General features: G+C 49.9%; 15 protein-coding genes. 12 read left to right on the top strand and 3 right to left on the bottom strand.

Annotation, left to right across the window (positions count from 1 at the left end):
* Positions 1 to 90: 90 nt before the first annotated feature.
* Together KJS57_RS16885 and KJS57_RS16890 are read left to right on the top strand one after the other, a co-directional pair.
* A complete protein-coding gene (locus tag KJS57_RS16885) occupies positions 91 to 1,071 on the top strand; it encodes a pectinesterase family protein (RefSeq protein ID WP_213655754.1) in 981 nt (326 codons plus the stop codon).
* A gap of 26 nt (positions 1,072 to 1,097) precedes the next feature.
* Positions 1,098 to 2,075 carry a sugar kinase gene (locus KJS57_RS16890; RefSeq protein ID WP_213655690.1) on the top strand — a complete coding sequence of 326 codons (978 nt, stop codon included), beginning with the start codon at positions 1,098 to 1,100 and terminating at the stop codon, positions 2,073 to 2,075.
* Positions 2,076 to 2,099: 24 nt separating this feature from the next.
* Here KJS57_RS16890 and KJS57_RS16895 read toward each other — a convergent pair whose 3' ends face one another.
* The 3 genes from KJS57_RS16895 to KJS57_RS16905 all read right to left on the bottom strand — a co-directional run bounded on the left by KJS57_RS16895 (position 2,100) and on the right by KJS57_RS16905 (position 3,548).
* A complete protein-coding gene (locus tag KJS57_RS16895; RefSeq protein ID WP_213655691.1) occupies positions 2,100 to 2,456 on the bottom strand; it encodes a hypothetical protein in 357 nt (118 codons plus the stop codon).
* Between the two features lies 1 nt (position 2,457).
* The gene (locus tag KJS57_RS16900; RefSeq protein ID WP_211020004.1) at positions 2,458 to 3,060 is read right to left on the bottom strand and encodes an ImmA/IrrE family metallo-endopeptidase; all 603 of its coding nucleotides are present in this window, start codon (positions 3,058 to 3,060) and stop codon (positions 2,458 to 2,460) included.
* A gap of 131 nt (positions 3,061 to 3,191) precedes the next feature.
* Entirely contained in the window at positions 3,192 to 3,548 is a 357-nt protein-coding gene (locus KJS57_RS16905; protein WP_213655692.1) for a helix-turn-helix domain-containing protein, read from the bottom strand.
* Positions 3,549 to 3,847: 299 nt separating this feature from the next.
* Between KJS57_RS16905 and KJS57_RS16910 the strand changes: the two genes are divergently transcribed.
* The 10 genes from KJS57_RS16910 to KJS57_RS16955 all read left to right on the top strand — a co-directional run bounded on the left by KJS57_RS16910 (position 3,848) and on the right by KJS57_RS16955 (position 11,100).
* Entirely contained in the window at positions 3,848 to 4,402 is a 555-nt protein-coding gene (locus KJS57_RS16910; protein ID WP_213655693.1) for an ArpU family phage packaging/lysis transcriptional regulator, read from the top strand.
* A gap of 298 nt (positions 4,403 to 4,700) precedes the next feature.
* Complete coding sequence (locus tag KJS57_RS16915; protein ID WP_213655764.1) at positions 4,701 to 5,081, top strand: hypothetical protein; 381 nt, start codon at positions 4,701 to 4,703, stop codon at positions 5,079 to 5,081.
* The gene (locus tag KJS57_RS16920) at positions 5,078 to 5,560 is read left to right on the top strand and encodes a phage tail terminator family protein (RefSeq protein WP_213655694.1); all 483 of its coding nucleotides are present in this window, start codon (positions 5,078 to 5,080) and stop codon (positions 5,558 to 5,560) included. Before KJS57_RS16915 ends, KJS57_RS16920 begins: the two co-directional genes overlap by 4 nt.
* Positions 5,517 to 5,714, top strand: coding sequence for a hypothetical protein (locus KJS57_RS16925; RefSeq protein ID WP_213655695.1), 198 nt, complete (start codon positions 5,517 to 5,519; stop codon positions 5,712 to 5,714). The genes KJS57_RS16920 and KJS57_RS16925 overlap by 44 nt, the downstream gene beginning before the upstream one ends.
* A 2-nt stretch (positions 5,715 to 5,716) precedes the next feature.
* Positions 5,717 to 7,045 carry a phage tail sheath family protein gene (locus tag KJS57_RS16930; protein WP_213655696.1) on the top strand — a complete coding sequence of 443 codons (1,329 nt, stop codon included), beginning with the start codon at positions 5,717 to 5,719 and terminating at the stop codon, positions 7,043 to 7,045.
* A 12-nt stretch (positions 7,046 to 7,057) separates the two neighbouring features.
* Positions 7,058 to 7,525, top strand: a complete 468-nt coding sequence (locus KJS57_RS16935; protein WP_213655697.1) for a phage tail tube protein — start codon at positions 7,058 to 7,060, stop codon at positions 7,523 to 7,525.
* A gap of 18 nt (positions 7,526 to 7,543) precedes the next feature.
* Positions 7,544 to 7,963: a phage tail assembly chaperone gene (locus KJS57_RS16940; protein WP_213655698.1), complete on the top strand. Its 420-nt coding sequence runs from the start codon at positions 7,544 to 7,546 to the stop codon at positions 7,961 to 7,963.
* Positions 7,964 to 8,291: 328 nt separating this feature from the next.
* A complete protein-coding gene (locus tag KJS57_RS16945; protein WP_244861605.1) occupies positions 8,292 to 9,593 on the top strand; it encodes a tape measure protein in 1,302 nt (433 codons plus the stop codon).
* 164 nt (positions 9,594 to 9,757) lie between these two features.
* The gene (locus KJS57_RS16950) at positions 9,758 to 10,399 is read left to right on the top strand and encodes a hypothetical protein (protein WP_213655700.1); all 642 of its coding nucleotides are present in this window, start codon (positions 9,758 to 9,760) and stop codon (positions 10,397 to 10,399) included.
* Positions 10,396 to 11,100, top strand: coding sequence for a LysM peptidoglycan-binding domain-containing protein (locus KJS57_RS16955; protein ID WP_213655701.1), 705 nt, complete (start codon positions 10,396 to 10,398; stop codon positions 11,098 to 11,100). Before KJS57_RS16950 ends, KJS57_RS16955 begins: the two co-directional genes overlap by 4 nt.

Consider the following 11,100-nt stretch of genomic DNA (forward strand, 5'->3'; position numbering starts at 1 on the left):
GATGCGACCAATTGAGCTTGGCTGGCGTATCATTGCACCATAGATTTGTTTTAGTTAAGTGGAAACTGGAGGTTTCATGGAGATATGAAGTTGCTTGTGGGAAAGGAACCATTTTGTGATTTCGCATACATTCAGGAGGCGGTTGATTTTCTGGAACGTAAACCGTCTGAAGTTTCCGCACAGATTCATATTTTGCCGGGCGTCTATGAAGAGTCGGTAAAGATCTATCGCTCGAATTTGGCTCTGATTGGCATTGGACATGTCGAGATCGTTATGAACCGTTATGCCCGGGAGCGGGATGAGCGGGGGGAAGAGATCGGCACGTTCGCTACGCCGACCTTATTTTTGGGAGGCAGCCGCCTGCTTCTTGAAAATCTGGTCATCGCCAATACGGCAGGACAAGGGGATGACATCGGGCAGGCGCTGGCCGTATATGCCCATTGTGATTATACCGTGTTCAGCAACTGCATCCTGAAAGGCCATCAGGATACGTTATTCACCGGGCCGCTGCCTCCGTCTCCGAAAGATCGGCCGGAGTTTGGCGGCATCCCGTTAAGGGAGCGGCATGCCAATTGCCGACAAATATACCGCCGTTGCCTGATCGAGGGCACGGTGGATTTTATATTTGGCGGGGCTACGGCGTATTTTGAGCATTGCGAAATCCGGAGTTTGCGACATGCGAAAGAGGGCTATATTACGGCGGCCTCCACGTTAAAGGAACAGCACTATGGATTGATTTTTCGGGAATGTTACTTGACTGCGGCCCAGGATGTGCCGGAAGGCTCGGTTTATCTGGGGCGTCCTTGGCGGTCTCATGCCAAAACCGTATTCGTAAACTGCAGGGCGGACAGCCACATTCACCCGGAGGGCTGGGATAACTGGAACGACCCGGCCAATGAGACGACGGTCGGCTATGGCGAATATGACACCTCAAAGGCCGATGCGTTGCGTTCCCAACGGGTTAAGTGGGCGGAATGCTCCGGCGCCGGGGGGGACTTATGGAGCAAAGAAAGGGTGTTTTCCGACAGTGAGGGAGAACGGAAATGGTGGTTACAAGACGAGTATCTTTAGAAAAGTAGTTAAAGGAGCGAATGGACATGAAACATGCCATGACAGTGGAGGCGGCTGTGACGCCTGATGTGATTACGTTCGGAGAGTCGATGGGACTATTGATCTCGGACGATCGACGGGGGTTGGAGTACGGCTCCGAACTGAATTTGTCCTTCGGCGGAGCGGAAAGCAATGTCGCCATCGGTCTGGCGAGGCTGGGCTGCCGGTCCGGCTGGTTTGGCCGTCTAGGAAACGACCCGCTGGGCCGCCGTATTTACAAGGCGATCCGCGGTGAAGGAGTCGACGTGTCTCGAGCAGCTCTTGCCGAGGACTCTCCAACCGGATTGATGCTGCGGGAGAAGGCCTTCGGCAACAATTCGGTATACTATTACCGCCGTCACTCCGCCGCGGGCATGATGTCGCCGGAGGATCTCGATGAAGCTTACATCGCCTCCGCCAAAATTTTGCACGTGACCGGCATCACCGCGGCTCTCAGCGACACGAGCCGGGAAACGATCTTCCGGGCGGTGGAACTGGCCAAGAAGCATGGAACTAAAATAAGCTTCGACCCCAATCTGCGGCTGAAGCTGTGGAGCCCGGATGAGGCCAGAGACACTTTGCTTGCGCTCGCCGGGCAGGCGGATTACTTCTTGCCGGGCCTGGACGAACTTCGGCTGCTTTATAGCAAAGAACATCTTGAAGAGCTGGTTCCCGAGTTGAATAAACTACCGGGTGTAAAAATCATCAAAGGCGGCGACCGTGAGACTTACATATTGCAGAATGGAGAGTTGTCGAGCGTCCCGTATTTTCCGGTGGAGCAGGTCGTCGATTCGGTCGGAGCGGGCGACGGATTCTGCGCCGGCTTTCTGGCGGGGCTGCAACAGGGAGATGATCTCAAAGACGCGGTGCGGCTCGGCAACCTGATCGGCTCCATGGTTATCCAGGCTCCCGGCGACTGGGAAGGCTTGCCGACCCGGGAAGCGGCCCAGAGCATTATGAGCGGCCGGCTGCATGTAGAGCGTTAGCAGGTTTCTTTGTGACCCGAAATCTTATTCAATCCACCCGTCCTCCATCAATCGGTATCCCCATTTGTACTCCAGCACTTCCTCCGCATCGCTGATCTGGATCACGAGCAAGGTGATGTCGGCTCCGGGGTGCCGGAGGGCGAGGTTGGGCAGCACGACCCCGAGTTCCTCATTCCCCCCGCGTTTCAGGACAAGATCCTCCAGCAGCACGGATGCGCCGATCTTGTCATCGAACTGCTCCGGCTCGAACCGCTCAAACGGACCCGAGAGCGGCAGATACAAAATCTCCGTCCAATCCAGCTCACCGGGCTGAGTTTCGATCACTAGCTGCAAGGGGCGTATCCCGTCGAGTACGAAGTCGCAGTATAAAGCCAAACGCACTCTATCTTCCTCGCTTTCCGCTGCCGCTTAACTGCTTCTCCAGTTGGGCCAATACCCGTCTGGTTTCCCCGGACCAGCCGCTCACTTGCTGGTGCTGGCGGTCCGCTTCCTTGGCGGCGGCCATCAGGCTGCCGTGCAATACCCGCCGCTGAATCTGATCCAGCCGGTGTTCGGCCAGTTCGTACGGAACGCGGAACGTTTCGGCGAGAAATGGAATCGCCTCGCAATGCTGATCGGGAACAGGCAGCTTCGCAAACATGTAAAAAGGAATCGCCGCGTACAGCACGAACTGTTCCGCTTCGGTTTCCTGCGCATTTTTGAATAGGACGGGCATCCTCCTCTGGTCCCCTGCATGTCTCAGTACATGGCATAATTCATGGAAAAAGATCACTCTCGCCGTCACATCATCCGCATATTTATTGAGAAAAATCACCTGCTCCTCGTTATCGGAAAAAGAGGGGCATTCCTCGTAAACGAGTTCCACGCCAAATGCCTGGGCGATATGCTCGATATCATGCTCGGCCGTGCTCGCAATCCCATGTTGTAAATATTTGCCGCTGATCCACTGCTCCAACTCGGTTTCCCTGTAGTAGGAGAATAACATAAAATCACCCCAAAAGAGAATGTATGTTCGGTATGTATCGGAAAAGAAGGGCCCTCTGGGAAGGGCCTGTTTCGTCATCTCATTCATTGTTTTGCCTTAGAGTTATATTCGACGTTCAAGTTGTAATTCCTTTAATTTTTTTCTTTTTCGCCATCTAGCAATTTTTTCTTTTGCTCGCGGTAGGCTTTCAAGGCCGCTTCCATCATCGCAATTTCGTCCGCCGTATAAGCTTCGGGCCCACCGTAAAAAGACATGCTCATCCCTTTATCATAGGAAGGAGACGGGTCTTCGTTGCGTCCGAGCAAATAATCGGCATTCGTGTCCAAAGCATCGACGATGCTTCGCAGCGATTCCGGGTCGGGTTTGCGATCATTCGTCTCGTATCGGGACAACTGAGCGACGGTCAACCCGGCCATGGCCGCGAGATCCTTTTGCGTCAGAGACTTATTTTCCCGAAGGATTTTGATTCGATCCCCAAGACTTTGCATAGAAACTCCTCTTTTTCCGTTTCGGATAGTATAACATTGAGTTACCATTCTGGTAAATAGATAAACCAGGATAACTGCAACTGGAAAAGAATTGACATTACCAAATTGGTAATATAAAATGAGAATACACTTACCGAATTGGTAATTACGGATATTATATCAAGTGAATGTAATGAAATCAAACTTTTAAGTAAGAATTTTGTTTGGTTAAAGAAGAAAGTGTATGAAAGGTTGAAACAACTGAATTACCAAAATGGTAACCTTATAAACAGAAAATTATCATCCTGGGAGGGATCGCCGTGGGAAGAAAACGCAGTAACATCTTTTTGACCGTATTTGAGACAATGCCGATTGATTATGCAGCCTCGCGGGCAGCGGTGGAAAAACGGCTGGAGGAGGTGCGTCAATACCGGCAGGTCGGTTTTATCCGCCAAGAAGCCGGTATGACCGTCAATTACGAGCCGAGGTATCATGGCGCAACGAACCTGGTCAGCAAACCTGCGGAACAAACGGCGATCCGGAATGTAGACCGGGAAGCGGAGCTTCTCCGCAAATCCGAACTGTTGGACAAGGCTATGAGCGGCCTTACAAAAATTCAGCGTGAAGTCATCGAACGAAGTTACCTGGATGATGAAGGGGAGTACGATTTTATCAGCTGCGGGGAAATGGGAATCAGCGATCGTACTTACCGCCGCATCAAAGCCGATGCGATCCGGATTTTGGCGGTAGCCATGAAGCTGGAAGTATACGAAGTGCCCGAACGGTTGGAGGATAAGTTAGAAGATAAATTGGAGGAAGGCCCGCGGAACTTTGGGAATCGCGAAAGGTTTGAGGGACTGTGCAAAGTAAAATGAAACCTAAAAAGCTTAATGAACCGGCTGAAAGCCGGTTTTTTTATGTCCCGGGCAATAAATCACAACTAAGTTCAGGCCTTACATCGAAACGGCTCTGGAAATGACGAACCAGAATAGAAAGAATCCTATCATAAACAATACTGCAAATCCCAGTAGACTAAAAACCACGACTTTTTCCAGTTTGCTGAATGATTTCATGATAGCATCTTCCTTTGATTGTAGAGTGAATGGACGGCATTCCCCTCATTTGGGAACTAATACCTTTCCTTATATTACTATAAGAAAAGAAGAAATCGAAATGCAGAAAGGATTCCGATCAATCAAAAATAACGAACAAGTGTTCCTGTTTTTGTCCGGCATCTGCCCGATGCTTGTCCATTCTCTTCACTTTAACCATGATAAATTTGTATTGTGGAAATCGAATGAGACCACAACAACATATCCGAAAACCGCTGAATTCCTCAGCGGTTTTTCTTTTTGGGGAGGGAAGCTGAACTTGAGCACGCGTAAAAACAACAAAAATCCGCCGGCCAGAATTCCGGATGATGATGTGGACTGGTCGCAGCCCAAATGCTGCATCGGCTGCATCTGGGGACGCTTCGAAGGAAGCAGGCAGTTTTGCAGCCTGCCTAGATGCGTGTTAGAGGGGCATGGTCCCGGGAAGGTGATGGTGCCATGAACGAAGTCACTTTAAACAGCATCCGCGAAGGAGTTATGGCTTTGCTGACTGCACGGTTTCCGGGGATTGGGGTATATGGAGAAGATCCGTCTCAGGATGGACAGACACCGGGAAGTCCCTACTATTTGGTCAAGCTACTGACGGCATCGCAGGAACAGGAGCTCGGAAGGCGCTATAACCGAATGCTGTTTTTCCTGATTGAGTATGTTCCGGGCGCTTCCCAACGGGAGGCATCCCTGCATGAAACGGCAGAGTCGTTGTTTGCACTGTTCGGGGAAGCAGTGATTGAACAGACCAGATATTTTGGAAGCAAGATGAAATATGAAATTGTCGATAAGAACCTTCACTTCTTCTTTGACTTTCATTTCCTGGTCTGGCAATCGACCACCGAAGAGCCCAAAATGCAATCTTTGAAAGAGGAGGGCCATATCAAGCATGGCAATCAAGAAAATGTTCAAGCCGCGGGAGAATCGAAATGAGCCGAGGTTCTCGAAGGACCGGTTTTTAATGTCCGAACGTTATTCCGAAAGGGAAAAGGATGTATTGTCGATTCTGCTGGAGGACGGGCAGACGTATACCACTGAGGAAGCGGAACAACAAATTCAACAATTCATGACAAGGAGAGTGAAGTAATTATGGCAGGCGGTACTTTTACTGTACAAAACAAGGTAAGACCTGGCGTTTATATTAATTTCAAATCGGAGGCGAAGCCTCTCGGAAATCTGGGAGAGCGGGGAATCACGGCTTTTCCGGCCCCGCTGCCATGGGGGAAGAACGGCATCACGGTGCTGGAATCGGGAACTTATCTGGAACAGGCTTTGCCCCAATTGGGCTTTCTGCCTACCGATGCCCGTATCCGTCATATCACGGCGGCAATGGCTCACGCGAGCAAGCTGCTGATTTACCGGATCGGAGCCGCCGGAGGTAAAAAAGCGGCCGGAACGACCGGAAATCTGACCGCAACGGCAAAATATGCCGGTACCCGGGGCAACGATTTGCAGATTGTAGTACAGCCGAACATGGACCAACCCGGTGCCTATGACGTACAAACTTTGCTGGACGGCGAAGAGGTAGATCTTCAGACCGTAACCCAGGCGGAGGAGCTGTCGGCCAATAACTTTATTGACTTCAATGGTACGGGCACGATTACCGAGACGGCAGGTCTGCCGCTGGTAGGCGGAACGGACGGAGCCGGTACGGCGGGAGAATATGCCGATGCGTTCGCCGCTTTTGAAGCGGAGGAGTTCAACGTGCTGGGCGTGCCCGTCACGGATTCGGCCATCAAGGAGCTTGCGGTAGCCTTTACCAAGCGGCTTCGCGAAGATGAAGGGAACAAAATTCAAACCGTCCTTCACGATTATCCGGGAGCCGATTACGAGGGCGTAATCAGTTTGAAGAACAGCGTAATTACCTCGGATGGCCTGACCGTCGAACCGGTCCATTTGCTGTGGGAGATTGCGGCGATGGAGGCCGCTGCAGATGTGAACGAATCCTTGACCTATGCAGCCATTCCGAATGCCGTTGACGTCTTCCCGAAATATACGCATTCCGAAATCGTCCGTGCCTTGAGCAACGGGGAAATGGTAATTAGCGCATCGAACGGTCAGGCGGTAATCGAACAGGACATTAATACGCTGAAGTCTTTTACGCCGCAAAAGGATAAGAAGTTTAGCAAAAACAGAGTGGTTCGCGTGCTGGATGCGACGGCCAACGATATCCGCAAGATTTTCAGCAAAAGTTATATCGGTAAAATCGATAACAACGCGGACGGCCGCAACCTGTTGAAGGGCGAGGTTATCGCTTATCTGGAACGTCTTCAAGGACTCGGCGCAATCCAAAACTTCGATTCCCAAACCGACCTTCAAGTGCTCCCGGGGGATGATGTGGATGCGGTCATGATTTCGCTTGCGGTACAGCCGGTAGACAGTCCGGAAAAAATCTACATGAACGTAACGGTAAAATAAGGAGGGGTATCCATGGGATATTTTAATAAACAAGACGCCATCAGCGGCAAGCAGGGGAAAGCGTACGTCATTATCGACGGGCGCAACGAAGAATTGTTTTATGCCAAAACGGTTGAAGCTACGATCGAGAAAAACAAAGTTGACGTTCCCGTACTGGGGAAAACGAACACGCCACAGCGTTCTGCCGGCTGGAAAGGCAGCGGCACTTTGACGATTTATTACGTTTCCTCGGCGTTCCGCCAATTGATGCGTAAATACATTCAAACCGGCACCGATTTCTGGTTCGATCTGCAAATCGTGAACGAGCAGCCGGGCAGTACGGCCGGGAAGCAAACCGTTATTCTTAAAAACTGCAATCTCGACAGTGTCATTGCGGCGAAGTTCGATGCTACCAGCGACGATATGCTGGACGAGGAAATGCCATTTACGTTTGAAGATTATGACATTCTGGAGCCATTCAGCCCGATTCAGGGCGTATAAAAGGAGAGAAGAGACATTATGAGCAATTTGAGTCTGTTTTTTGCGCAAAACGTCGTGTCGGAAATTACGGATGAGGCGATCATTTCCGCCCGTTTCAAGGATGAACAGGGTAAACCGGTCCCTTGGAAGCTGCGGAGCATGACCGAGGAGGAAAACGAAATTATCCGTAAATCCTCCCAGCGTAAAATCAAGGAAAAGGGAATCGTCACGCTCGACACGAATTCGGACGAATATTTGGCCAAGCTGGTCGTCGCCAGCGTTGTGTTCCCCGATCTGAAGGACGCTGAGCTGCAAAAGTCATACGGGGTGCTCGGGGCCGACCAATTGCTGCGGAAAATGCTGCTGCCGGGCGAGTACGCGACTTTGATGCAAAAGGTGCAGGAAATCAACGGGTTTGACAAGGATGTCAACGAACTGGCGAACGAAGTAAAAAACTGATCCAAGAGGGCGACGGTGAGGCGAACGTTGCCTACTACGCCCTCCATAAATTCCATCTCATGCCCTGGGATTTCGTAGAACTGGATCCAAGGAAGAAAGCGGCGTTGATCGCCATGATTCAGGTACGAATCCAGGCGGAGAAGAAAGCGGCGAAAAAGTAGGACAGCCCTTTTGCCAATGTGTATAATTGGAAATAATACATGTTAATGTTTTATCAGCAAATGCAAGATCCGAAAAATAAAGAAACGATTCTATAGAAAAAAAGCGCCTTCTGCTCAGAAGGTGCTTTTTATTTTTACAGAAAGGAGGCTGATTACCAGTGGCAACAATGTCTGGTGCGCTTCAATTGTACGACGGAGCATCCAATGCGTTACAAATGTATGACGAGTTGTCTTCGCGGGCCCAAAGTTATTCCCGGGAAGTGAGTCAGGCGTCGTCATCAATCAATGTAAACATTATGCGCACAACACAGCTTTTCCTGGCCATCGTGCCTATGCAGATGCGGGTTGCATCGGCGCAGACAGAGATTCAAAAAAGCACGGAAGGTGCGGTAGAGGCGCAGAACAGTTTCGGCGATAAAATCAAGAAAATGGGGATCAACGTCGTCGATGTTTTCAAAAAGGCCAAATCGGCCGTCGAGCAGTTGAAACCGGCAATGGATTTTAGCGACGCCTATGTAAATACCTTTTACCGTCTGGATTCCGTGAACGATAAGCTGCAAACCTCAAAGCAATTGCATGATAAGGTGTTTGCTGCGGCCCAGCGAAGCAGAGGCGATTATATGAGCATGGCTTCCAGTGTCGCCGAAATGGGAAAAGCGGCTCCAAATGCCTTCAAATCGAATGATGAAATGATTGCGTTCCAGGAACTGCTGAACAAGTCGTATAAAATCGAAGGGACAAGCGAATCCGATCAAAAAGGCGGAACAGGTAAGCTGACCCAGGTCATGGCCGCCGGGAAATTTGAGGGCAGCGATTTTAGTTCCATGATGGAATATGCTCCGATGCTGGCCGATGCCGTATCGAAATACACCGGGAAATCCAAACAGGAGCTTCAGGCTTTGTCAGGAAGTGGTGCTCTGTCATCGGATGTGATCAAGAATGCGATGTTTTCCGCAACAGAAGAGATTAACGGCAAGTTTTCTCAGGTGCCTAAGACGTTCGCCGACCATTTTACGAGCTTGAAGAACACGGCCATTCGCAACCTGGATCCGATCATTAGCAAGGTAAGCGAGATTTTGAACAGCCCGGCGGTCGCTTCTTTCATGTCGGGGTTGGAAACCGGACTGAATATGGTGTTCTCCTTATTTGATCCGTTAATCGCGGGAGCGGAGCAGTTTGCTGCCGTGCTGCAAAATAATTTACCTCTTGCGGCAGGGCTGCTGTCCGGGATTTCGGCATTATTAATTGGAATGGCTATGAAACATATTCCTAATTTAATACTAGGCTTGTGGCAAATGATTCCTCCATTGATTACGTCAGCAGTAAGTTGGCTTGCCTTAAATTGGCCAATACTGCTTGTCGCAGCAGTGATTGGAATATTAGTCGCTGCCTTGATGTACTTCGGTGTTTCTGCCCAAGAAATAGTCGGGTTTGTATTCGCGGTGTTTTTTGCGCTTTATGCAATATAGTTGCTTTATTGTATAACTTGTTTGTTTCCTATGCGGAATTCTTGATTAATTTGTTTATTGATCCGGTATATGCCATAAAAAAGTTGATTTATGATCTGGCAATGACTTTCGGAAATTATATGTACAATATGCTAAGGTCAGCTGAGGATTTTGCCGGGGGATTTATGAAGACAATTTTATCAGCAATTAATGGAGCGTTAAAAGGCGTAAACTGGTTGGTTGAAAAGATAAACGGCATGTTCGGAACAAAAATACCTACTGCTAAGTTATTTGACGAAACCAATATTCATGCCGTCAGCGATTCATTAAAGGGTATGATGGACAAGCTTGAGGAGCCGGTTAGCGATAAGAATGTCGTCCACCTGGAGCGGATGGAATATAAAAATATCAACGAATTCTCAAAAAAAGGTTACTCGGGTGGTTTGGAATTTTCAGACAAGATGATAAATGGTGCAGGCAAATTCGTAGACAAATTCAAAAATCCGTCTGACGAGCTCAACGTGGGTGCAAGTCCGTTTGCGGGCAACTCCTTCGGCGCCGGTTCAGGGTCCAATATCCCAAATGTAGGGAAGGTGGATCGTATCGGGGGCGTGGATGAAGAAGTGGCTATCAGCAGCGAGGATTTGAAAATGATGCGGGAGCTTACCGAGATGAAGTCGATTCAGAATTTCGTGTCCTTGACACCTACCGTACAAGTAACGACAGGGCCGGTTACCAATGGGGCGGACATCGATATGATCGTGGCAAAAATCGAACAGTCGCTGGATGAAGAGATCGCTTCGTCGGCTGCGGGGGTGTATGCATGAGCGAGTATTCGTTGACGTTGTCCGTGAATCAAGACGCGGAAGAAATTCTGCTTCCGGTCCTCCCGGAAAAAATCGAGTTTTCCGAAGCCGGGAACAGCAAAACCTATGAGATTTCCGGCCTGGGAGAAATCAATTTCATAAAAAACAAGAAGCTGACGGAGATTTCCTTCGAGGGGCTACTCCCTGCGAGCTGGTTTCCCGGAGCAAGCGTGCCACGAGACAACACTTGGCTCCCGCCTTCCCACTACCTCATCACGATTCGGGAGTGGCGCCGCCGCAAGCTGCCTGTCAAGCTTGTCGTCAATTTGTCAGCCATGGAAATCAGCCAGCACGTGAGCATTGAAAAATTCACCTGGTCCGAAAGCGGCGGCGCAGTGGGGGATATCCAGTACCAAATCTCATTCAAAGAATACAAATTCTATTCCGCCAAAAAAGTGCAGGTTTCCGAACCAAAAAAACAGCAAGCCGAAGGTACGGGAAACAACACCCCAGCCAATGCGGCCAGCAATGCTCCTCCCCGTCCGGATACTCGAATACCTCCGAAGACCTACACTTTAGTCGCCGGAGATTCGTTATGGAAGGTCGCCAAGCGATTTTTGGGAGACGGCTCTAAATACAAGCAAATTCAAAGTCTTAACGGGATCAAAGACAGCGAACTCAAAAAGCTGCCCGTTGGCAAAGTCATTAAATTGCCGGGATAA

Origin of the sequence: Paenibacillus vini, assembly GCF_018403325.1 — a bacterium.
In the GTDB taxonomy this organism is placed as follows: Bacteria; Bacillota; Bacilli; order Paenibacillales; family Paenibacillaceae; genus Fontibacillus; species Fontibacillus vini.

What these genes read in the sequence shown, in the direction of transcription:
- KJS57_RS16915 (WP_213655764.1), top strand. Translation starts at nt 4,701, where the DNA reads ATGCAGAAAGGATTCCGATCAATCAAAAATAACGAACAAGTGTTCCTG.
- KJS57_RS16905 (WP_213655692.1), bottom strand. Translation starts at nt 3,548, where the DNA reads ATGCAAAGTCTTGGGGATCGAATCAAAATCCTTCGGGAAAATAAGTCT.
- KJS57_RS16900 (WP_211020004.1), bottom strand. Translation starts at nt 3,060, where the DNA reads ATGTTATTCTCCTACTACAGGGAAACCGAGTTGGAGCAGTGGATCAGC.
- KJS57_RS16930 (WP_213655696.1), top strand. Translation starts at nt 5,717, where the DNA reads ATGGCAGGCGGTACTTTTACTGTACAAAACAAGGTAAGACCTGGCGTT.
- KJS57_RS16920 (WP_213655694.1), top strand. Translation starts at nt 5,078, where the DNA reads ATGAACGAAGTCACTTTAAACAGCATCCGCGAAGGAGTTATGGCTTTG.
- KJS57_RS16955 (WP_213655701.1), top strand. Translation starts at nt 10,396, where the DNA reads ATGAGCGAGTATTCGTTGACGTTGTCCGTGAATCAAGACGCGGAAGAA.
- KJS57_RS16945 (WP_244861605.1), top strand. Translation starts at nt 8,292, where the DNA reads ATGTCTGGTGCGCTTCAATTGTACGACGGAGCATCCAATGCGTTACAA.
- KJS57_RS16950 (WP_213655700.1), top strand. Translation starts at nt 9,758, where the DNA reads ATGAAGACAATTTTATCAGCAATTAATGGAGCGTTAAAAGGCGTAAAC.
- KJS57_RS16935 (WP_213655697.1), top strand. Translation starts at nt 7,058, where the DNA reads ATGGGATATTTTAATAAACAAGACGCCATCAGCGGCAAGCAGGGGAAA.
- KJS57_RS16925 (WP_213655695.1), top strand. Translation starts at nt 5,517, where the DNA reads ATGGCAATCAAGAAAATGTTCAAGCCGCGGGAGAATCGAAATGAGCCG.
- KJS57_RS16940 (WP_213655698.1), top strand. Translation starts at nt 7,544, where the DNA reads ATGAGCAATTTGAGTCTGTTTTTTGCGCAAAACGTCGTGTCGGAAATT.
- KJS57_RS16890 (WP_213655690.1), top strand. Translation starts at nt 1,098, where the DNA reads ATGAAACATGCCATGACAGTGGAGGCGGCTGTGACGCCTGATGTGATT.